Annotated in this window: 20 protein-coding genes; 18 read left to right on the top strand and 2 right to left on the bottom strand. The window is 69.5% G+C overall.

Annotated features, from left to right (window positions below; translation table 11 throughout):
• Window positions 1-48: 48 nt before the first annotated feature.
• The 8 genes from acpP to ACFOM9_RS07490 all read left to right on the top strand — a co-directional run bounded on the left by acpP (window position 49) and on the right by ACFOM9_RS07490 (window position 7,469).
• The gene (gene acpP / locus ACFOM9_RS07525; protein WP_027081355.1) at window positions 49-288 is read left to right on the top strand and encodes an acyl carrier protein; all 240 of its coding nucleotides are present in this window, start codon (window positions 49-51) and stop codon (window positions 286-288) included.
• Window positions 289-463: 175 nt separating this feature from the next.
• On the top strand, window positions 464-1,699 hold the full coding sequence (fabF, locus tag ACFOM9_RS07520; protein WP_386708441.1) for a beta-ketoacyl-ACP synthase II: 1,236 nt from the start codon (window positions 464-466) through the stop codon (window positions 1,697-1,699).
• Between the two features lie 301 nt (window positions 1,700-2,000).
• Entirely contained in the window at window positions 2,001-3,365 is a 1,365-nt protein-coding gene (locus ACFOM9_RS07515; RefSeq protein WP_386708438.1) for an aminodeoxychorismate synthase component I, read from the top strand.
• Window positions 3,366-3,560: 195 nt separating this feature from the next.
• Complete coding sequence (gene mltG / locus ACFOM9_RS07510; RefSeq protein WP_386708436.1) at window positions 3,561-4,616, top strand: endolytic transglycosylase MltG; 1,056 nt, start codon at window positions 3,561-3,563, stop codon at window positions 4,614-4,616.
• Window positions 4,613-5,272 carry a dTMP kinase gene (gene tmk, locus ACFOM9_RS07505; protein ID WP_386708433.1) on the top strand — a complete coding sequence of 220 codons (660 nt, stop codon included), beginning with the start codon at window positions 4,613-4,615 and terminating at the stop codon, window positions 5,270-5,272. The genes mltG and tmk overlap by 4 nt, the downstream gene beginning before the upstream one ends.
• The gene (locus ACFOM9_RS07500; protein WP_386708430.1) at window positions 5,269-6,231 is read left to right on the top strand and encodes a DNA polymerase III subunit delta'; all 963 of its coding nucleotides are present in this window, start codon (window positions 5,269-5,271) and stop codon (window positions 6,229-6,231) included. Before tmk ends, ACFOM9_RS07500 begins: the two co-directional genes overlap by 4 nt.
• A 121-nt stretch (window positions 6,232-6,352) precedes the next feature.
• Window positions 6,353-6,712: a PilZ domain-containing protein gene (locus ACFOM9_RS07495; RefSeq protein WP_386708427.1), complete on the top strand. Its 360-nt coding sequence runs from the start codon at window positions 6,353-6,355 to the stop codon at window positions 6,710-6,712.
• A 73-nt stretch (window positions 6,713-6,785) separates the two neighbouring features.
• The gene (locus ACFOM9_RS07490) at window positions 6,786-7,469 is read left to right on the top strand and encodes a 2OG-Fe(II) oxygenase (protein ID WP_386708424.1); all 684 of its coding nucleotides are present in this window, start codon (window positions 6,786-6,788) and stop codon (window positions 7,467-7,469) included.
• A gap of 176 nt (window positions 7,470-7,645) precedes the next feature.
• On the opposite strand, the gene ACFOM9_RS07485 is transcribed toward ACFOM9_RS07490, so the two are convergent.
• Window positions 7,646-9,700, bottom strand: coding sequence for a 3-hydroxyacyl-CoA dehydrogenase NAD-binding domain-containing protein (locus tag ACFOM9_RS07485; protein WP_386708421.1), 2,055 nt, complete (start codon window positions 9,698-9,700; stop codon window positions 7,646-7,648).
• A 226-nt stretch (window positions 9,701-9,926) separates the two neighbouring features.
• On the opposite strand from ACFOM9_RS07485, the gene rpoE reads away from it, so the two are divergent.
• From rpoE to recO, 9 genes are all read left to right on the top strand, one after another.
• Entirely contained in the window at window positions 9,927-10,553 is a 627-nt protein-coding gene (rpoE, locus tag ACFOM9_RS07480) for an RNA polymerase sigma factor RpoE (RefSeq protein ID WP_386708639.1), read from the top strand.
• Complete coding sequence (locus tag ACFOM9_RS07475) at window positions 10,550-11,494, top strand: RseA family anti-sigma factor (RefSeq protein WP_386708418.1); 945 nt, start codon at window positions 10,550-10,552, stop codon at window positions 11,492-11,494. The genes rpoE and ACFOM9_RS07475 overlap by 4 nt, the downstream gene beginning before the upstream one ends.
• A 94-nt stretch (window positions 11,495-11,588) precedes the next feature.
• Complete coding sequence (locus ACFOM9_RS07470) at window positions 11,589-13,091, top strand: DegQ family serine endoprotease (RefSeq protein ID WP_386708415.1); 1,503 nt, start codon at window positions 11,589-11,591, stop codon at window positions 13,089-13,091.
• A gap of 187 nt (window positions 13,092-13,278) precedes the next feature.
• Window positions 13,279-15,069, top strand: a complete 1,791-nt coding sequence (gene lepA, locus ACFOM9_RS07465; RefSeq protein WP_386708412.1) for a translation elongation factor 4 — start codon at window positions 13,279-13,281, stop codon at window positions 15,067-15,069.
• A 180-nt stretch (window positions 15,070-15,249) separates the two neighbouring features.
• Window positions 15,250-16,059 (top strand): signal peptidase I, encoded by an 810-nt coding sequence (lepB, locus tag ACFOM9_RS07460; protein WP_386708409.1) that lies wholly within the window; start codon window positions 15,250-15,252, stop codon window positions 16,057-16,059.
• 32 nt (window positions 16,060-16,091) lie between these two features.
• A complete protein-coding gene (locus ACFOM9_RS07455) occupies window positions 16,092-16,481 on the top strand; it encodes a DUF4845 domain-containing protein (RefSeq protein ID WP_386708406.1) in 390 nt (129 codons plus the stop codon).
• The gene (gene rnc / locus ACFOM9_RS07450; RefSeq protein WP_386708636.1) at window positions 16,471-17,145 is read left to right on the top strand and encodes a ribonuclease III; all 675 of its coding nucleotides are present in this window, start codon (window positions 16,471-16,473) and stop codon (window positions 17,143-17,145) included. The genes ACFOM9_RS07455 and rnc overlap by 11 nt, the downstream gene beginning before the upstream one ends.
• A gap of 99 nt (window positions 17,146-17,244) precedes the next feature.
• Complete coding sequence (gene era, locus ACFOM9_RS07445; protein ID WP_386708403.1) at window positions 17,245-18,150, top strand: GTPase Era; 906 nt, start codon at window positions 17,245-17,247, stop codon at window positions 18,148-18,150.
• A 105-nt stretch (window positions 18,151-18,255) separates the two neighbouring features.
• Window positions 18,256-19,038 (top strand): DNA repair protein RecO, encoded by a 783-nt coding sequence (gene recO / locus ACFOM9_RS07440; protein WP_386708400.1) that lies wholly within the window; start codon window positions 18,256-18,258, stop codon window positions 19,036-19,038.
• On the opposite strand, the gene ACFOM9_RS07435 is transcribed toward recO, so the two are convergent.
• Window positions 18,996-19,724 (bottom strand): response regulator, encoded by a 729-nt coding sequence (locus ACFOM9_RS07435; RefSeq protein ID WP_386708397.1) that lies wholly within the window; start codon window positions 19,722-19,724, stop codon window positions 18,996-18,998. The genes recO and ACFOM9_RS07435 overlap by 43 nt on opposite strands.
• An 89-nt stretch (window positions 19,725-19,813) precedes the next feature.
• Between ACFOM9_RS07435 and ACFOM9_RS07430 the strand changes: the two genes are divergently transcribed.
• Window positions 19,814-21,841 carry a hypothetical protein gene (locus ACFOM9_RS07430; RefSeq protein WP_386708394.1) on the top strand — a complete coding sequence of 676 codons (2,028 nt, stop codon included), beginning with the start codon at window positions 19,814-19,816 and terminating at the stop codon, window positions 21,839-21,841.
• Window positions 21,842-21,902 lie beyond the last annotated feature (61 nt).

Raw genomic sequence — 21,902 nt, 5'->3', positions numbered from 1 at the left:
TTCCCTTACACTATCCCTTGAAACAGCCTCCACCGGAGCCAACAGCCAATGAGCAGCATCGAAGAACGCGTCAAGAAAATCGTCGTCGAACAACTGGGTGTCAAGGAAGAAGAAGTCAGCAACAGCGCTTCCTTCGTCGACGATCTCGGTGCCGACTCGCTGGACACCGTCGAACTGGTGATGGCGCTCGAGGAAGAGTTCGAGTGCGAGATCCCGGACGAGGAAGCCGAGAAGATCACCTCGGTGCAGCAGGCGATCGACTACATCAAGGCCCACGTCAAGGCCTGACGTCCTTGGGACATGCCCGGCGCCTGCGCCGGGCCTGCACGGCGGCAAGGGGCACGCGCACCTGCCGCCGTGTCGTGACTGACCGGGGCCGCACTTGCGGCCTCGGGCGTTTCTGGCGCACACCCGCCGCGACGCGGGACGCGCATCGCAATCGAATCCGCAACCGGAGCCTGCAATGTCAAAGCGTCGCGTCGTCATCACGGGTCTCGGCATCCTGTCGCCGGTCGGCAACGACCTGGCCTCGAGCTGGGACGGCATCGTCAACGGCCGTTCCGGGATCGGCCCGATCACCCACTTCGACGCCTCGGCCTTTGCCACGCGCATCTCCGGCGAAGTGAAGAATTTCGATCCGGCTGCCTGGATCGCGGCGAAGGACATCAAGAAGATGGATCCCTTCGTGCACTACGGCGTGGCCGCTTCGATGATGGCGATCCAGGACGCCGGGCTCGACATCGCCGCCGACCCCGAGAACATCGGCGTGGCCATTGGCGCCGGCATCGGTGGCCTGAAGGGCATCGAGGAAACCACGATCAAGTACCACGAGGGCGGCCCGCGCAAGGTGTCGCCGTTCTACGTGCCCAGCACGATCATCAACATGATCGCCGGCCAGGTCTCGATCATGACCGGCGCCAAGGGGCCGAACATCGCCGCGGTGACGGCGTGCACCACGGCCACCCACAACATCGGCCTGGCGATGCGCATGATCCAGTACGGCGAGGCCGAGGCGATGATCGCCGGCGGCGCCGAGTACGCCACCACGCCGACGTCGGTCGGCGGCTTCTGCGCGATGAAGGCGCTGTCCACCCGCAACGACGATCCGCAGGCCGCGTCGCGCCCCTGGGACGAAGGCCGGGACGGTTTCGTCATGGGCGACGGCGCGGGCATCCTGGTGATCGAGGAATACGAGCGCGCCAAGGCGCGCGGCGCGCGCATCTATGCCGAGCTCGCCGGTTTCGGCATGAGCGGCGACGCCTTCCACATGACCGCCCCCAGCGAGAACGGTGAAGGCGGCGCGCGCTGCATGCGCAACGCGATCCGCGATGCGGGCATCGACGTTTCCGAGATCGGTTACATCAACGCCCATGGCACTTCCACGCCCGCCGGCGACCTGGCCGAAACCATGGGCATCAAGAGCGTGCTTGGCGAGCATGCCTACGCGACGATGGTCAGCTCCACCAAGTCCATGACCGGCCACCTGCTCGGCGCAGCCGGCGGCGTGGAGGCGGTGTTCTCGGCGATGGCCCTGCATACCGGCGTGATCCCGCCGACGATCAATCTCGACAACCCGTCCGAAGGCTGCGACCTCGACTACGTGCCGCACACCGCGCGCGAGAAGCAGGTGGAGATCGCGATGTCGAACTCGTTCGGCTTCGGCGGCACCAACGGCTCGCTGGTGTTCCGTCGGGTCTGAGGACGACGGCACGTCGGGTCGTGCGCCCCGGCGGGGTGCAACCGCCGTGGAAGCAGGTCGGGCGACAGACCGGTCGTTGCAGCCGGTCCGGTGCCTTGCACGGGCGACGTGCGGACAACGACGATGGACCGCATTGCAGGTCCACCGGGTGGATCGGATCCGGTCGCGCAGCCGGATCGGTTTCACGATTTCACCGCCATTCGGTCGTCGTGAAACGCGCGCGGAATTGCGTTAGCCGCAAGCAGGAAGACCACGCCAGCCCAGGTCCCGGGCCGTGCACCAATCGCAGGCTGATCCGCTGATGCTCGTCATCCGAAACCTCCCCGCGGACACCGACCTCCTGGCCCTGCACCGACGCGCACCCGGGCGCTATCCGCTCTTGCTCGAATCGGTCGCCCATGGCACCGCGCAGGGGCGCTGGGACCTGCTGCTGGCGACCGATGGAGGCTCGCTGTCGCTGGGCGCGGACGGCGTGTTGCGCGCCGCCGGGGAAGTGGAGGTCGCTGGAGACTTCCTGTCGGCGCTCGACGCGCAGTGGAAACGCCTGAGAATTTTGCGCGAGGAACCGCGTTGGCCCTTCCGCGGCGGCTGGGCGCTGTTCCTCGCCTACGAACTGGCTGCGCAGGTCGAACCGGTGCTGGACCTGCCCGCCGCGCCGGGCGGGTTGCCAGTGGCCCTGGCGCTGCGATGTCCCGCCGCCGTGCTGCGCGACCACGCGACCGGTGAATGCATGGCGGTCGCGGAGGCGGGCCACGACGCCATGCTCGATCGCATCGCGGGCGACATCGAGACGACGCCCGCGATGCCCGCGTTGCCACCATGGCTGCCGCCGCAAAGTTGCGTGGAGGACCCGCCTGCCGCGTTCACCGATGGCGTCGCCCGCATCCTCGACTACCTCGCCGCCGGCGACGTCTTCCAGGCCAACCTGTCGCGGGGCTGGCAGGCGCAGTTCGATGTGCCGCTCGAACCGGGGCAGCTTCATGCGCGCCTGCGCGAAGCCAATCCCGCGCCGTTCGCGGGCCTGCTCGCCGGTGAGGGCTGGGCCGTGGTCAGCGCCTCGCCCGAACGTCTGGTGTCGGTGCGCGGCGACGTGGTCGAGACGCGCCCGATCGCGGGTACGCGCCCGCGCTTCGCTGGCGACGACGACACCGCGCGCATTCGCGAACTGGTCGGCCATCCCAAGGAGCGCGCCGAACACGTGATGCTGGTCGACCTGGAGCGCAACGACCTCGGCCGCGTGTGCGTGCCCGGCAGCATCGAGGTCGACGAACTGATGGCGGTGGAGAGCTACGCCCACGTGCACCACATCGTCAGCAACGTGCGCGGACGGCTGCGCGGCGATGCCACACCGGGCAGCGTGATCCGCGCGGTGTTCCCCGGCGGCACGATCACCGGCTGCCCGAAGGTGCGCTGCATGCAGGTGATCGCTGAACTCGAAGGCGTCGGCCGCGGCGCCTACACCGGTGCGCTGGGCTGGCTCAACCGCGACGGCGACCTGGACCTGAACATCCTCATTCGCAGCGCCGAAATCGAGGATCGCGAACAGGGCGGAAGCCGGCTGCGCTTTCGCACCGGCGCGGGCATCGTTGCCGACTCAGATCCGCAGCGCGAGCTCGACGAGACCCGCGCCAAGGCGCGCGGAATGCTCAAGGCGCTGTTCCCGTAGCGCGGCAGCCCATGGACCGGGACGCCGGTTGGTGTTGGTGGGGCGCGAGTCGGGCGCCCACGGCCGGCGTTTCGCAACCAGCAGACGCCGCGCTGCCGGAGAACCATCTGGCGATCGCCATCGCGCCCCGAGGGGGGCGAAGGAACGGTATCCTGAGCCCATGCATCCGACCCTCTTTTCTCCGGGCCCCGTGCCATGAACGCGCCGCGCAAGCGGTGGCACGGCCTGCGCGCCTTTTTCGTGCTGTCCGCGCTGCTGATCGGCGCGTTCGCTTACTGGGCCTGGGACCGCTACACCGGTTTCGCGGACACGCCGCTCGCCGGCGTGCAGGCTGGGGACAGCGTGGTGGTCGAGCAGGGCGACTCGTTTGCGCGCATGCTCAAGCGCCTGCGCGCGCAGGGCGTCAGCGAAGGCCACGACCTGGAATGGCAGCTGCTTGCGCGCCAGCTCGCGGCCGCCGGCAGGATCCAGGTCGGCGAGTATCCGCTCGACCCGGGCACCACGCCGCGCACGCTGCTGGTGAACATGCGCGACGGCAAGGTGCTGTCGTACCGGTTCACCATCGTCGAGGGCTGGAACATCCGCCAGCTGCGCGCAGCGTTGGCCAAGGCCAGGCCGTTGCGGCAGCAGGGCGCCCAGCTCGATGATGCCGCGCTGATGAAGACGCTCGGCCACGCCGGCCAGCACCCGGAGGGGCGCTTCCTGCCGGAGACCTACGTCTACACGCGCAACGACAGCGACCTGGATCTGCTTCGGCGCGCGCACGACGCCCTGGACAAGGCGCTCGACGCGGCCTGGCAGACGCGCGCGGCGGACCTGCCTTTGAAGTCGAAGGACGAGGCGCTGGTGCTCGCCTCGATCGTCGAGAAGGAAACCGGCATCGCCAGCGAGCGGCCGCAGATCGCCGGGGTGTTCCTGCGCCGTCTCGAGCTCGGCATGCGGCTGCAGACCGACCCCACCGTGATCTACGGGATGGGCAGCCGCTACGCCGGCAACCTGCGCAAGGCCGACCTGCTTGCCGACACGCCCTACAACACCTACACCCGCGACGGCCTGCCGCCGACGCCGATCGCGATGGTCGGCGCCGACGCGCTGCGGGCGGTCACCAGTCCCGCCGACGGCGACGCGCTGTACTTCGTCGCGGTCGGCGATGGCTCCGGCAAGCACGTGTTCTCCAGGACGCTGGCAGAGCACCAGGCCGCGGTGCGCGAGTACATCCGCCGCTACCGCGCGCAATACGGCCCGAAATGACGACGTTGCGATCCCACCCGCGCTTCGTCTCGTTGGAAGGCGGCGAGGGCGCCGGCAAGACCACCGTGCTGCACGCGCTGCGCGACGGGCTGCAGCGCGAGGGCGCGGAAGTGGTCAACACCCGCGAGCCAGGCGGCACCCCGCTGGCGGAAATGATCCGCGCCCTGCTGCTCGATCCCGCCCACGAACCGGCTGCGGCGGAAGCGGAGCTGTTGCTGATGTTCGCCGCACGCGCCCAGCACGTGCGTGAAACCATCGTCCCCGCACTGGAGCGCGGGGCGTGGGTGATCAGCGACCGCTTCACCGATTCGAGCTACGCCTACCAGGGCGGCGGTCGCGGCCTGGACGTCGACTTCATCGCCGAACTCGAGCGCCGGGTGGTGGGCCTGCAGCCGGGCCTGACCCTGCTGCTGGACGTGGATGTCGCCCAGGGGCGTGAGCGCACCCGCGGCCGCGACCTGGCGACCGGGGCCAATGGACCCGACCGCATCGAGCGCGAGCGCGACGAGTTCTTCGAACGCGTGCGCGCCACCTATCGCGCCCGCGCCGTGGCAGAACCCAATCGGTTCCGCGTGATCGATGCTTCGCAGCCGGCGCCGGCCGTCGCCGCGGACGCCGCCGCGCAGCTGCGTGCGTGGCGCGAGGCGACGGCGTGAGCGCAACGCAGCCGACCGAGCCTGCACTGGCGCCGTGGCAGCGGCGGGTCCACGACCACGCGGCCGCGGCGCTGGACGCAGGCAGACTCGGGCACGCGCAGCTGTTCTGCGGCCCGGCGCACATGGGCAAGCACGCCGTGGCGCTGCAGCTGGCGCGCCGCCTGATGTGTACGCGATCCGTCGCCGGTGGGGCGCCTTGCGGCCGGTGCCGCGGCTGCGAACTGATGGCGGCCGGCACCCACCCCGATTTCATGGACATCTCGTTCGTCCCGACCAGGGACGGGACCAAGCTGCGCACCGAGATCGTCATCGAGCAGATCCGCGCGCTATCGGAACAACTGACGCTGACGCCGCAGTTCGGCGGCGCGCAAGTCGCGATCATCGATCCGGCCGACATGATCAACCATGCCGCCAGCAACGCTCTGCTCAAGACGCTGGAGGAACCGGTCCCCGGCCGCCACCTGTGGCTGGTGACCGCGCGCCCGGAAAAACTGTCGGCGACCATCCGCAGCCGCTGCCAGCGGCTCGAGTTCCGCCTCCCGCCGCGCGACGAAGCGACGGTCTGGCTCCAGGCCCAGGGCCACGCGGGCAAGGCCGCCGACGAGGCGCTGGACGCCGCGCGCGGCCATCCCGGACTTGCCGATGCCTGGCTGCGCGACGGCGGCATCGCACTGCGGCGCGAAGTGGCCGCCGACCTCGGCAGGCTCGCGCGCGGCGAGCTGGGCGCGGTGGAGGCCGCGCAGCGCTGGACCGCGGGCGACGACGCGGCGATGCGCCTGCGCCATGCCGCCGATCTCGCGCTGGCCGAAGCCGCCAGCTTGACCACGCCAGTGCGAATGCGGAAGCTGGCCGCCTGGTTCGACGCGGCCAATCGCACCCGCGAGCTGCTGCAGACCACGGTGCGTGCCGACCTCGCGGTCACCGAACTGCTGCTGGCATGGGCGCAGGACCGCGCTTAACCGATCGCGGTCCGGATCGGCTGCGATCTTCAACGCACGGCCAGGATGGCCGCGCCGTCCTATCCGCGAGCCGGGATAGCGCGTCATGGACGGCATCGAATTCAACGGGAGACGTGCGGGCATGAATGCAACAGCGGGCGGCGCGAGACAGGGCATCCTGTCGCTGGCGGTCAAGGACAAGGCGCAGCTGTACGCGGCCTACATGCCGTACCTCAAGCACGGCGGCATCTTCGTGCCCACGCCCAAGCGCTACTTCCTCGGCGACGAAGTCTTCCTGCTGCTGACCCTGCCCGAATCCAGCGAGCGCCTGCCGGTGGCCGGCAAGGTGGTCTGGGCCACGCCGACCGGTGCGCAGGGCAACCGCGCCGCTGGGGTCGGCGTGCAGTTCGCCGATACGCCCGAGGGCGAGACGGTCAGGGGCCGCATCGAAACGCTGCTCGCCGGCGCGCTCGGCGCGGACAAGCAGACCCACACCATGTGACCGGCTGCCGGCGCCCGCATGCATCCGGCCCGAGGCCGGGCGCGGCGCGGCCGCCGCCACGGCGATTGCGACGATGATCAGCAACGAACTCGAAATCGAACCCTGGCGCACGCGCCTGCTGCGGGACGGTCGCGCGCAGGTTCGCGACTTCCTGCAGGCCTCCGCCGCCGAGCGCATTCGCGAGTGCCTCGAACACGAGGTGCCGTGGGAGGTGTCGCAGCGCGCCGACCTGGCGATGGAAGGGCCGCCTCCCGCGCCACGCGAGGATGGCGAACTGCTGCGTGCGGCGTACGCGCGGGCGCGCGACGGATTCGAGTTCGTGTTCGACCGCTACCGCATGGTCGAGGCGCTGCGTGATGGCCGCGATCCGGGGCTGCTGCTGCACGTGGTGCTGGATTTCCTCAACAGCCCGCAGTTCATCGAATTCACGCACGAGCTCACCGGCGACAGCCGCATCCGCATGGTCAGCGCGATGGCGGCGCGCTACCGGCCGGGCCATTTCCTCAACATGCACAACGACAGCGCGAGGGACGAGGACCGCGCGTTCGCCTACGTCATCAACCTGGGTCGCGGCTGGCAGGCCGATTGGGGTGGGCAACTGCAGTTCTTTGGCGAAGGCGGCGACATCGTCGAGACGTTCGTGCCGCACTGGAACTCGCTGAGCCTGTTCCGGGTGCCGCAGATGCACCAGGTCACGCTGGTCAGCCCTTGGGCGCGCGACGACCGCTACAGCATCGCGGGCTGGTTCAGGCGCTGAGTGCAGTCACTCGCAGGCTCCGGCAGTGTTGCAGGAGCGGCTTCAGCCGCGAGATTTTCGGGACTTCCCGGCGCTGTTCCGCGGCATGCGGTTCCGCGGTTCAACAATCGGGATCACGCCGAAGAGCTCGCGGCTGAAGCCGCTCCTACAAGACAGGTTCCGGTTGCGTGCGCGCCTCAGCCGCGCAGCGCCGGCGAATCCCAGCCCGCGCGCGGCGCGAAGCGGTCGCCGTGCTTGGATTGCAACGCCTGCAACCGGGCGAGCACCGCGTCGGCGCCGGTGTCGCGGATGTACTGGATCGGGCCGCCGCGGAACGGCGCGAAGCCGGTGCCGAAGATCACGCCGGCATCGAGCAGGTCCGCGTCGGCGACCACGCCATCGTGCAGCGCGGCCACGGCTTCGTTGAGCAGGGGCAGGATCAACCTGTCCTCGAGATCCTCGGGCGTCTTGTAGTCCTTCGGTACCTCGGGCTTCTTCGGCTTGCCTTCCGCCCACGCGTACAGACCCTGGCCGTCCTTCTTGCCGCGCTTGCCGGGTTCGGGCGGCGTCGCCAGCGCAGGCGGGATCTGCAGTCCGAGGAACGGCGCAAGTTCCTGGCCGACGCCGGAAGCGACATCCAGGCCCACCGTGTCGATCAGTTCGATCGGCCCCATCGGCATGCCGAACTTCACCGCGGCCTTGTCGATCACAGCGCCCGGAATGCCTTCCGAATACGCGGTCGCCGCTTCCAGCATGTATGGGAACAGCAGCCGGTTGACCAGGAAGCCAGGCGTGCCCGCCACCGGTACCGGCAGCTTGTCGATCGCCTTGCAGAACGCCGCGAGGCGCTGTTCGGTCTCGGGCGCCATCGCGTCGTGGTGGATGATCTCCACCAGCGGCATCAGCGCCACCGGGTTGAAGTAGTGCAGGCCGGCAAACTGCGCCGGGCGCTGGATGTGGCCGCGAAGTTCGAGCAGCGGGATCGACGAGGTGTTGGTCGTCAGCAGCGCATCGGGCTTCAGTCGCGGCTCGACCGTGGCGTAGAGCTCGCGCTTGGCCTCGGCCTGCTCGATGATCGCCTCGATCACCAGGTCCGCCTCGGGGATGCCGTCGCCGGCGAGGTCGGACCTGAGTCGCGCCGCGACCTCGGGCCGTTTCGCGTCGTCCTTCACCTTCTTGGCAAACAGTTCCTGCGCACGGACCTGCGCGCCATCGATGAAGCGCTGTTCACGATCCTGCAGCGTCACCTCGAAGCCCTTGTAGGCTGACCACGCCGCGATGTCGCCACCCATCACGCCGGCACCGACCACGTGCACGCGCCGGATGCCCGAGTCCTTGCCGCCGATGCCCTTGAGCCTTTCCTGCAGGAAGAACACGCGGGTCAGGTTGCGGGCCGTGGGCGTGCCGGCCAGCTTGATCACCGACTTGCGCTCGGCGGCGAGCAGCGCCTGGGTGCCGCCGCGGCTGCGGCGCCAGGTCTCGATCAGCGCATAGGGCGCGGGATAGTGTTCGCGGCGCGCCTTGCGCGCGACCTGCTTGGCCATCTGCGGCGCCAGGATCTGCCGCGCCGGCCAGGTATTGGTGGCCCAGGCGAGGAAGCGCTGCTTGAACGGCCGCGTGGCCCCCTTGAGGATCAGCGCGACCGCGGCATCCATCAGCAGCGCCGGCTCGACCACCTTGTCGACCAGTCCGATCGCCTTCGCGGCCGAGGCCGACAGCGTGCGGCCGGTCAGCATCATGTCGAATGCCGCAGGCGCGCCCACCAGCCGTGGCAGCCGCACGCTGCCGCCCCAGCCGGGATAGATGCCGAGCTTCACTTCCGGCAGGCCGATGCGGGTGGACGGGTCGTTCGAGGCCGCGCGGTAGTCGCAGGCCAGCGAGATCTCGGTGCCGCCGCCCATGCAGAAGCCGTGGATCGCCGACACCGTGGGGCAGCGCAGTTCGGCCAGGCGCTGGAACACCTGCTGGCCGCGACGGATGGAATCGCCGATCGTGCCCTTGGCGTCGAACTCCCGGAATTCGCGGATGTCCGCGCCGGCGATGAAGCCCTTGGCCTTGCCCGAGCGCAGGACCAGGCCCTTCGGCGGTTCCAGCGAGAGGCGCTCGAGCAGCGCCTCCAGCTCGATCAGCACGTCCTGGGCGAAGGTGTTGACCGACTCGCCGGCGCGGTCGAACGTGAGCACGACGATGCCGTCGTCGCGCTGCTCTGCTTGCCAGTGGCTGAAGCGCAGTCCGTCGAGCCCTGCAATCATGGGAATGGTCCGTTACGGTGACTGGGAGCCCGTTATCATCCCGATGATGTTCGATCGGCGTCAAATCGGCGCTTGAAACGCGCCGATCAACGGCCGATCGCGACGGCATGTCTTGCGGCAGGCGCGCCCGGTCCCCAGATACTGGAGGATGGCCCGGAACTTTCCTTCGCACGCCCATGTCATACCGCCCAGCCTGACGGCCGGGCCCCCAGGGAGCACCGGCCCGATGGCCGAAGTCGTGGACACACAACCCGGACAGGACCTGGACCAGGAACTGGTCCGCCGCGTGCAGCGTGGCGACAGCGCAGCGTTCGACCTGCTGGTGCGCAAGTACCAGCACCGGATCGCGGCGTTGATCGGGCGCTACATCAGCGACTGGAGCGAATGCCAGGACGTCGCCCAGGACACCTTCATTCGCGCCTACCGCGCGATCGGGAATTTCCGCGGTGACGCCCAGTTCTATACCTGGTTGCACCGCATCGCCGTGAATACCGCCAAGAACCACCTCGTCGCGCACAAGCGCCGCCCGCCCACCGATGACATCGAGATCAGCGACGCGGAGCAGTTCGATTCGGGCATCCGCCTGCGCGACACGGACACGCCCGAGCGCGAGCTGGCTCGCCAGCAGATGGAGCAGGTCGTGATGCGGGCCGTCGGTGCCTTGCCAGAGGAACTGCGCACTGCCATCACCCTGCGTGAAGTCGAGGGGCTGAGCTACGAGGAGATCGCGCAGCGCATGGATTGCCCCATCGGCACGGTGCGTTCGCGCATCTTTCGCGCCCGCGAAGCGATCGATGCGGAACTCAGGCCGCTGATGGATGTCGAAAGCCGGCCAGAACGTGCAGCCAGATGACCCAGCGTGACGAAATGATCCAGCCAGGCAACGAACCACAGACCGACAAACTCGACGACCACCATCGCCAACAGCTTTCGGCGATGCTCGACGGCGAACTGCTGCCCGACCAGGCCAAGTTCATGCTGCGCCGGCTCGAGCACGACGGGGACCTGGCCGCGTGCTGGGAGCGCTGGCAGGTCTGCGGCGACATCCTGCGCGGCCGCCACGATACGCTGCTGCCGGCCGATTTTTCGCGGCGCATTGCCGATGCGATTGCCGGCCAGCAGCAGCACGAATCGCCGGCGCAGGCGCCCGTTGCGGCCAGGCACCCGCGCTGGGCGCGCTGGGGCGGCGGCGCCGCGCTCGCCGCGTCGGTCGCGATGGTGGCGCTGTTCGTCGGACGCCAGGTCGCGGGACCCGAAACCGAGCCGGTCGTGCACAGCCAGGTCGTTGCGAGCGCGGGTGCGTCTGCCGCGGTGGAATCGCCGGTGATCCCGGTCAGGCCAGCGCCTTCGGCGCCGCTGCCCGGGCCCGACACCGCCAGCACGCTCGCCACCGCGGTCGCGGTGGCCGAAGTGCCGCGCCGCGCCGTCGAACGCCGCACCGCGCGCGCCCAGCAGCAGCGGGCCGCGACGCGATCGCGGCGCGTCGCGGCGGCGCAATCCCCGATGCGGGTGGCCGCCGCCAGCGCCTCGCCCCCGACGCAGGCCTCCGCGCCGCTTGCGCCAGCCGCTGGCGATGTCCAGCCCTCCGCCCCCGTCACCGCGCTGTTCGCCGCCGAGCCGGTCCAGCCGCGACCATGGCCGCGGGCCATCCTGCCGGGCTTCGCCGCGGACAGCGCCTTTTCCGCAAGCTATGGCCGAACGCGGCAGGAACATCCCTTCCATCCGTTCGAACCACGCGTGGAGCTGGAGCCGATGCCGGCCCAGCAGCCGCCTGCCGCCAGCGGGCCGCGCTGACCGCGGCACGCATGGCCGCTGTCGCGTCGCCGCCCTCGTTGGCGCTGCGGCGACCGATGTTTTTTCCCCTGCCGATATTGAAGGTGCTTCCCTGATGAAAGCCCCGCTGCAAACCGCTGTCCTGGTCGCCCTCACCGCCGCCGCGACCACGGCCGTCGTGCTTCCCGTCGCCACCGCGCAGCAGTCCACTGTGTCCTCGGCGCCAACGCCGGTCGCCGGCCTGCCGGACTTTTCCCAGCTGGTCGCGCAGGTCGGCCCGGGCGTGGTCAACGTGATGGCGGAAATGGGCGCGAAGGCCGCTCCCCGCCAGGTTCAGGCGCAGCCGGACATCCCCGACATCTTCCGCCGCTTCTTCGGCCCGGATGATTTTCCCTTTCCCGGCGGTCCGAGGCAGGGCCCGCAGCCGCGCGGCGCTTCGATGGGCAGCGGCTTCATCATCTCCTCCGACGGCTACGTGCTGACCAACCACCACGTCGTCGATGGCGCGGACGAGGTCAAGGTCAAGCTGTCCGACGGCCGCGAGTTCACCGCCAAGGTCGTGGGCAGCGACGAGCAGTCCGACGTCGCCCTGCTCAAGATCGCCGCCACCGGGCTGCCGGCGCTGCGCATCGGCGATTCCAACGCACTCAAGCCGGGACAATGGGCGATCGCGATCGGTTCGCCCTTCGGCCTCGATCACTCGGTCACCGCGGGCATCGTCAGCGCGGTCGGGCGCAGCAATCCCTACGCGGGGCAGAAGTACGTGCCCTTCATCCAGACCGACGTGGCGATCAACCAGGGCAACTCGGGTGGCCCGCTGCTCAACGTGCACGGCGAAGTGATCGGCATCAACTCGCAGATCTTCAGCAATTCCGGCGGCTACATGGGCGTCAGCTTCGCGATCCCGATCGACCTGGCGATGGGCGCGGTCAAGCAGCTCAAGGCAACCGGCAAGGTCAGCCGCGGCATGATCGGCGTGACGCTGCAGGCGATCGACGCCGAGTCGGCCAAGGGCCTGGGCCTTCCCGATACGCGCGGCGCGCTGATCAACGAGGTCACACCGGGCAGCGCGGGCGAAAAGGCCGGCCTGCGCGTCGGCGACGTGGTCCGCTCCATCGACGGCACGCAGATCCGCCAGTCGAGCGACCTGCCGCCGATCATCGGCGCGATGGCCCCGGGAGCCAGGACGACGCTCGGCATCCTGCGCGATGGCAAGCCCCGGGAAATCCAGGTCACGCTGGGCGAACTCGACCCGAGCCTGCTTCCCGGTGCTTCGCGCCAGCCCGGTCCTTCCCGGCCGGGCGACCAGCCGGAGACCCCGGCCAATCCTCTGGGCATCGTGGGCCAGGATCTCGACGCCGACGCTCGCCGGCAGGCGGGGCTGAAGCCGGACGAAGGCGTGGGCATTGCCCGCATCGACGGCCTGGCCGCGCGCGAGTCCGGCCTGCAGCCGGGCGACATCGTGCTGCGCGTGGGCAACCAGGCGGTTTCCAGCGCGTCCGGGCTCGGCCGCGCCCTGGCAGGCGTGAAGCCCGGGCAGACCGTCATGCTGCTGGTGCGCCGCGGGAATTCGACCCGCTTCTTCGCGGTGACTCCGCGGGCCGACGACGCCGAGTGAGCGTCGGCTTCGCCGGCTGTCCCCACGCAGCCCTGGCCGGATCCCCGCGCGTGGCCGCACCAGGGCACGCGCGGGGCGCCCGAGTAGCCTGCGGCCGGAGCGGGCATGCCTGCCGTGCGATAATGCCGCGTTTACCCCGCAAGGCCGCGACGTCGGCCGACACCGACGCCTCCCCATGCCCGATCCGATGCGGAATATCCGCAATTTCTCCATCATCGCCCACGTCGACCACGGCAAATCGACCCTGGCCGACCGCATCATCCAGATCTGTGGCGGCCTGACCGCGCGCGAGATGGAATCGCAGGTGCTCGACAACAATCCGATCGAGCGCGAGCGCGGCATCACGATCAAGGCCCAGTCCGTGTCGCTGCCGTACACCGCGCGCGACGGGCAGGTCTACCACCTGAACTTCATCGACACCCCCGGCCACGTCGACTTCAGCTACGAGGTCAGCCGTTCGCTGGCCGCCTGCGAGGGCGCGCTGCTCGTGGTGGACGCCGCGCAGGGCGTCGAGGCGCAGTCGGTCGCCAACTGCTACACGGCGGTCGAGCAGGGATTGGAAGTGGTGCCGGTGCTCAACAAGATCGACCTGCCCACCGCCGACATCGAGAAGGCCAAGGCCGAGATCGAAGCGGTGATCGGCATCGATGCGTCCGACGCCGTTGCGGTCAGCGCCAAGACCGGGCTCAACGTCGAGGACGTGCTCGAGGCGATCGTCACACGCATCCCGCCGCCGCAGCCGCGCGACACGGACAAGCTGCAGGCGCTGATCATCGATTCCTGGTTCGACAACTACCTGGGCGTGGTCTCGCTGGTGCGCGTGATGCAGGGTGAGATCAAGTCCGGCGACAAGATCCTGGTGATGTCCACCGGGCGCACGCACCAGGTGGACAAGGTCGGCGTGTTCACGCCCAAGCGCAAGGACATGCCGGCGCTGCGGGCCGGCGAGGTGGGCTGGATCAACGCTTCGATCAAGGACGTGCACGGCGCGCCGGTCGGCGACACGCTGACCCTCGCCGCGGACCCGGCCGCGAAGCCGCTGCCCGGCTTCCAGGAAATGCAGCCGCGCGTGTTCGCCGGCCTGTTCCCGGTCGACGCCGAGGACTACCCGGACCTGCGCGAAGCGCTGGACAAGCTGCGGCTCAACGACGCCGCGCTGCGCTTCGAGCCCGAGAGCTCGGAGGCGATGGGCTTCGGCTTCCGCTGCGGGTTCCTGGGCATGCTGCACATGGAGATCGTGCAGGAGCGCCTGGAGCGCGAATACGACCTCAACCTGATCAGCACCGCGCCGACGGTGATCTACGAAGTGCTGAAGACCGATGGCACGATCCTGCCGCTGGACAACCCGGCCAAGCTGCCGCCGGTGAACCAGATCGAGGAAGTCCGCGAGCCGATCATTCGCGCCAACATCCTGACCCCGCCCGATTACGTCGGCAACGTGATCACGCTGTGCGAGGAGAAGCGCGGCCGGCAGATCGGCATCACCTACATGGGCAGCCAGGTCCAGGTGGCCTACGAACTGCCGATGGCGGAGGTGGTGCTGGACTTCTTCGATCGCCTCAAGTCCGTCTCGCGCGGCTACGCGTCGCTGGACTACCACTTCCTGCGCTTCGACGTCGGCCCGTTCGTGCGCGTGGACACCCTGATCAACGGCGACAAGGTCGACGCGCTGTCGCTGATCGTGCACCGCAGCCACGCCGACCGACGCGGCCGCGAACTCACCGAAAAGATGAAGGAGTTGATCCCGCGGCAGATGTTCGACGTCGCGATCCAGGCCGCCGTCGGCTCGCAGGTCATCGCCCGCACCACGGTCAAGGCGATGCGCAAGAACGTGCTGGCCAAATGCTATGGTGGCGACGTGAGTCGCAAGAAGAAGCTCCTGGAAAAGCAGAAGGAAGGCAAGAAGCGGATGAAGCAGGTCGGCCGCGTGGAGATCCCGCAGGAAGCCTTCCTCGCCGTGTTGCAGCAGGACAAATAACCGGGGATCGGAGCAGGAAGGGAATCGTTCAGGCCGCAGGCCGTTCATTCCGCGCGCAACGAGGGACTTCCCGTGGCGCGGGCAGTGGCCTCGGCCGCGCAGGGACGACGGCTTCATTGTTCGCCCCTGTTGTTCCCGTTCCAGATTCCCGGTCCGGATGACCGCTCCAAAGGAACATCAATGCGCTGGTTCGAAATCGCCCTGGTCGTCCTCACCCTCCTCAGCGGCCTGGTCTGGCTGCTGGACAAGCTGTTCCTCGCCCAACGGCGGGCGGCGCACGCCGGCTTGCTCGACGATGGCCGGGACCCGTGGTACGTGGACTACGCCAAGGCGTTCTTCCCGGTGCTGGCGATCGTGCTGGTACTGCGCAGTTTCGTGGCCGAGCCGTTCCGCATTCCATCGAACTCGATGATGCCCACCCTGCTGACCGGCGACTTCATCCTGGTCAACAAGTTCGCCTATGGCCTGCGCCTGCCGATCAGCAACGCCAAGATCGTGCCGATCGGCGAGCCGGAGCGCGGCGACGTGGTGGTGTTCAAGCCGCCGCAGCACCCGGAGCAGGACTGGATCAAGCGCGTGATCGGGCTGCCGGGCGACACCATCGAGTACAAGGGCAACCAGGTGTTCGTGAACGGCCAGCCGTTCGGCTACGAGCGCGTGGGCGACTACGTCGGGGTGGGCAGCGGCGCCGAGATGACCGGGGCCAGCCTGCTGACCGAGCGCATCCCGGGCCGGCCGCACCAGGTGCTGGAGGTCGACCGCCTGCCGTTCGTCGACCAGGGGGAGCGGGGCGCGCAGGTGGTTCCGGCCGGGCACTATTTCGTCATGGGCGACAATCGTGATAGAAGCGACGACAGCCGGTTCTGGGGATTCCTGCCCGAGCAGAACATCCGGGGCAAGGCGTTCCTGGTCTGGCTGAATTGCGACAGCATCACCAACCTGTGCAAGCACAACTTCGACACGTCGCGGATCGGCAACCGGATTCCCTGATCCGCGGCAAGACATCCACTGGGGGAAAACTGATGAAACGCACGCAACGCGGCATGACGCTGCTGAGCTTTGTGGTCGTCCTGGGCGTGGTCGGCTTCTTCGCCTACATCGGCATGAAGCTGTTCCCGATGTACTCCGAGTACTACGCCGTCAAGCAGGCGCTCAGGGGCCTGCAGGCCGAGCCCGGCATCGCCAACCAGGATCCGGCCAGGATCAAGAACCTGTTCTTCCGCCGCCTCGACATCAGCTACTCGGACAACGTGAAGCCCGAGAACGTGAAGCTCGAGCGGAGCCAGAACGGCGGTCCCGGCTGGGACATGACCGTGGATTACGAAGTGCGCAAGGCGCTGGTGGCCAACCTCGACGTGGTCGGAAGGTTCCATGCCGACGGGAAGCTGGCCAACGTGGGCGATGGCGGCTGACGTCGAACCGATCCGCTTCGCCGGGCACGCCTTCGCCGACCAGGACCTGCTCGCGCAGGCGATGACCCATCGCAGCGCCGGAGTCCCGCACAACGAACGGCTGGAATTCCTCGGCGACGCGGTGGTCGGCCTGATCGTCGCCGAGGCGCTGTACCGGCGCTGGCCGAAGGCCGACGAGGGCGCGCTGACCCGGGCCCGCGCCGAACTGGTGCGCGAATCGTCACTGGCTGGCGTCGCCCGCACCCTCGAGCTGGGGTCCAAGCTGATCCTTGGCCCGGGCGAGATGAAGTCCGGTGGCCACCGCCGCGATTCGATCCTGTCCGATGCGCTGGAGGCCCTGGTAGGGGCGATCTACCTCGATGCCGGGTTCGAGGCCTGCCGCGCCGTGGTGTTGCCGTGGTTCGAGGCCGCCATCAACGACACGCCTGCCGGCAAGGTCGGCAAGGACGCCAAGACGCGGCTGCAGGAATGGCTGCAGGCCCGGCAGCGGGCGTTGCCCGCCTACGACCTGATCTCCGAATCGGGCGACGACCACGCGAAAGTGTTCCGCGTCGCCTGCACGCTGGTCGAACCGGCCTTGACCGCCGAAGGCGAGGGCGGATCGCGCCGCGCCGCGGAGCAGGCCGCTGCCGACGCCATCCTGGTACAGCTCGAGCGCGCCTAGGCGTCGGCCGCGACGCCTCCGGCAGTGTGTGGCGCAGGCCCGGCGCCTGCCAACCAACCCGCTCCACAAGGCGCGCCGCCTCCCGCCTACAATGCGCGCATGAATTCTCCCCCGCACCGCGCCGGCCACGTCGCCGTCATCGGCCGGCCCAATGTCGGCAAGTCCACCCTGGTCAACGCCCTGGTCGGCGCCAAGGTCAGCATCGTCTCCAACCGCCCGCAGACCACGCGCCACCGGTTGCTGGGCATCGCCACCTTCCCGGAAGGCCAGCTGCTGCTGGTCGACACGCCCGGCATCCATCGCGGCGAGGGCAAGCAGTCGTCGACCGCGATGCACCGGATGATGAACCGTGCCGCCCGCGGCGCGCTCGAGGGCGTCGATGCCGCGGTCCTGGTCGTCGAGGCCGGGCGCTGGGACGACGAGGACGCGCTCGCCTTCGAGGCGCTGCGCGACGCCGGGGTGCCGGTGGTGTTGGCGGTGAACCAGGTCGACCGCATCCGCGACAAGACGATGCTGTTGCCATACCTGCAGAAGGTCACCGAGGGGCGGAACTTCGCTGCCGTGCATCCAGTGTCGGCGCTCAAGCGCAACGGGCTGGAGGCACTGGTCGCCGCCCTGCTCGCGCTGCTGCCCGAGCAGCCGGCCCTGTACGGCGAGGACGAGATCACCGACAAGAGCCAGCGCTTCCTTGCCGGTGAACTCGTGCGCGAACAGCTCATGCGCCAGCTGGGCGCCGAGTTGCCGTATGCGACGACGGTGGAGATCGAATCGTTCACCGTCGACGGCACGATGCTGCGCATTGGCGCGGTGATCTGGGTCGAGCGCGACGGACAGAAGGCGATCGTGATCGGCAAGGGCGGCACGCGCCTGCGCGAGATCGGCACCAAGGCGCGCCAGGCGATGGAGCGACTGTTCGACAGCAAGGTTTTCCTGGAAACCTGGGTGCGCGTGCGCGCAGGCTGGTCCGACGATGAGGCCGCCCTGAAGACGCTTGGCTACGAATAGGACAGCGCGAACAGCGCGGGGGGGAGCCAGGACCGCGATCTCTTTCGCGGGTCGGACCCATCGCGGCCGTGGCCGCTCCCATACGAGTCGCTGCACGGACTGAGCATGCGCTACGACGCCGAGGCCGCCTACGTCCTGCACGCACGACCCTGGCGCGAGACCAGCGTGCTGCTGGAGCTGTTGACCGAACACCACGGCCGTATCGGCCTGGTCGCCCGCGGCGTGCAGGGTCCGAAGCGCCACGTGTTGCGTGCCGCGCTGCAGCCGCTGCAGCACATCCGTTTCGATGGCGTGCAGCGTGGCGAGCTGGCGCAGCTGCGCGGCGCCGAGGCGATCGATGCCGCTCCCCGCCTGTCCAGCGATGCCGCCCTGGCAGGCTTCTATGTCAGCGAGCTGATGCTGCGGCTGGCGCCGCGCCAGGACCCGTATTCGGGCCTGTACGAACTCTACGGACAGGTGCGCGAACGACTGCGCGCAGGCGCAGCGCTGGCATGGACGCTGCGCCGCTTCGAGCGCGACCTGATCGAGGCGCTCGGGTTCGGCTTCGACCTGTCGCACGATGGCGACGGCGCGCCTGTCGATCCGGCGGCGCGTTACCGCCTCGATCCCGAGCACGGACCGCGCCGGGTCCTGAGCGAACGCATCGACGGCGGTGGACGCAGCCGCACCGCCACCGGTCGGGCGCTGCTGGCGCTGGCCGGCGACCGGACACCCGAGGCCGACGACCTGGCGGGCCTGCGCCGCGTGCTGCGCGAGGTACTGGCGCACCACCTTGGCGGCCGCGGGTTGAAATCCTGGGAACTGATGAGTGAGCTGGGTCGTATCGCCGCGCCGACGCGCAGCGCTCAGGCCTCATCCGCGACCGACGCCGACGACAGCGTGTCCTGAGCAGCCGCGAGGAACCGCGCGAGCGCCTCTCCGCTCCGTGGCGCCTGCTGAAGCGCGGCGACCGACGCCGCCAGGCGCGCGGCACCGACGAAGCCACAGCTCGCGCGCAGGCGATGCAGCGCCGCGCGCAGCGTGTCGACATCGCCTGCACGCGCGGCAGCGTCCACGCCGGCACAGGCGCCCGGCAGTTCGCCCACGAACAGCTTGCGCAGCGCATCGACGTGCGCGCGTTCGCCATTGAGCGCGGCAAGCGCGGCCGCATCGTCCCAGGCCTGCTCGACTGCAGCGCCATGGAACGCAGGGGGCGGGAGTTCGCCGACGCGCAGGCCAAGGGCGTCGCGCACCGCGACCTGCAGCGTGGTGGCCGGCAGCGGCTTGACCAGCACCTCGCGGAAGCCGGCCTCGCGCAGCGCGGCGAGGATGCCCGGTTCCAGCGCGGCCGTATGCGCCAGCGCGGGGGCCCGGAGCCCGCGTGCGCGCAGCGACGACAGCAGGCCGGTGCCGTCGCCGTCGGGGAGGTTGGCATCGATCAGCCACAGGTCGTGGCGGTCCCGGTACCCGGCGAGGGCGAGCGCGGCCGCGCAGCTGCCGGCGACATCGACCTCGGCCGGTACGCCTTGCACGGCGGCGGCGAGGAATGCGGCGGTGGTGGGGTCGTCCTCGACCAGCAGGATCCTTGTCGTCATCTCGTCCTCCGTTGACTCGCGTGGCGCCCGGGCGGATGGATGTCGCGGCGCATCAGCGGGTGCTCACCTGCGCTCGGTATGCTGCGTCCATGCCCCGCGCGATCCTACTCCTGCTGATGCTGCTGCTGCTCGCCTGCGCGATGCCGTCGCAGGCGCGCATTGCCACCGCGCACATCGCGCGCGTGACCACGGCCGTGGCCACGCTGGAGGATGTCGAAGTCCGGCTGGACTGGCCCCGGGACGCCGGCAGCGGCCAACTGCGATTGCGCGCGGCCCGCGTCGACGCGCCGGACCTGGGCTACCGCTTCCGCTCGCTCGAGTGGGCATGTCCGCTCGAGCGTGATGGCCAGGGCGGATGGCGATGCGACGGCGCACTGCGCGCGATCGGCGGCAGGCCGTTCCGGCTTTCCGTGGCGCTGGCGACCGGAAGTACCGACGCCACGCTGTCGCGGGGCAGGGCGCGGCTGGCGGTGCATCGCAGTGCGGCCACTCCGGACGACACGACCATCGACCTGGCCCGCGTGCCGCTCGCCTGGGCGCAGGCGCTGGTGACGCAGGCCTGGGACGATGGCAGGCTGACTGCAGGCACGCTCGACGGACAGCTCGCGGTGCGCACCCCGGCGCGGAGTCCGCTGCGCGTCGACGGCACGCTGGTGCTGTCTGATGGCGGGCTCGAAACGCCCGACGGCAGCATCGCCGCCGCGCAGCTCGGCGGCCGCTTCCGCATCGACTATCGCAAGCCGGCCGGGGCAACGCTGCTGTCGCTCGACGGCGAACTGCGCGGGGGCCAGTTCCTGTACGGCACGACCTACGTGGTGCTGCCGGACCATGCAGTGCCGTTCGGCCTCGATGCCATGCAACGCGGCCAGCAGGGCTGGTCGCTTCCGTCGATCCACTGGGACGACGGCGCCGCACTGGCGGTGCGTGGCACCGCCGCATTCGCGCCCGGCAGCAGCCTGCAGGATCTCGATGTCGAGCTGCACAGCCGCGACCTGTCCGCGCTTGGCGCGCGCTATCTGTCGGGCTGGCTCGGCATCGCCGGGCTGCCCGACCTGGAGGCCAGCGGCGCGCTCGATGCGCGCGTGCGGCTGGCGGGCGGCGGGCTGTCGTCAGTCGACGCGCAGCTGCACGACATCACGATCGGCGCACCGGGCAAGGGCCTGGCGTTTACCGGGCTGGACGGCGACCTTCGCCTGTCCGGCGGGGCGCCGGTCGACAGCGAACTGCGCTGGCGTTCGGGTGCGCTGCAGGGCATCGCGTTTGGCCAAGCGAGGTTGCCGTGGCGCAGCGCCGGCGGCGAGCTTCGCTCGCGGGCGCCGGTCACCGTGCCGCTGCTGGGCGGGCAGGTACGGTTCGAAGACCTGGTCATACGGCCGCCGGCCGATGGGGATGGCCTGCGAATCGGTTTCGGGCTTGCACTGCAGGGTCTGCAACTCGGCGAGCTGTCGCAGTCGCTTGGAGGCCCGGCGTTTCGCGGCACGCTGGATGGCAGCATCCCGGCCGCGCGCTACGCCGGGGACCGCCTCGATTTCGACGGCGGGCTGTCGATGCGGGTGTTTGATGGCATCGTCGACGTCACCGCGCTGTCGATGGAGCGCCCGTTCGGGGTCGCCCCGACGCTATCGGCCGATCTCGGGCTGAATGGCCTGGACCTGATGGCGATCACGGAGGTGTTCGACTTCGGCAGCATCAGCGGCCGCCTCGACGGCCGCATCGACGGCCTGCGCCTGGTCGACTGGTCGCCGGTCACGTTCGACGCCGAGCTGCATACGGTGCGCCGTCGCGGGGTGCGCCAGCGCATCAGCCAGCGCGCGGTGCAGAACATCTCCAGCGTCGGCGACGCGTCGTTCGTGGGAAGCCTGCAGGCGCGGCTGATCGGTCTGTTCGACGATTTCGGCTACAGCCGGATCGGCATTTCCTGCCGGCTGGCGAACGAGGTCTGCGTGATGGGCGGCCTGGGTTCAGGCACCCGGGCCGGCGACGGCTTTACCATCGTCGAAGGCTCCGGGATTCCACGGCTGGACGTCGTCGGCTTCAACCGCAACGTTGACTGGCCAACCCTGGTCGAGCGGCTGGCCGCCGTCGGCAGCGGCGACGTCAAGCCCGTGTTCGAGTGATTCGTGCTGCAATGGGATCAGCAGGACAACTTCGCAAAACCGCACCGCACACCGAGGAGAA

This window comes from Luteimonas notoginsengisoli, assembly GCF_042648885.1.
Classification (GTDB): Bacteria; Pseudomonadota; Gammaproteobacteria; order Xanthomonadales; family Xanthomonadaceae; genus Luteimonas; species Luteimonas notoginsengisoli.
The sequence above is the reverse complement of the archived record's forward strand: the minus strand, read 5'-3'. Positions and strand labels throughout refer to the sequence as shown.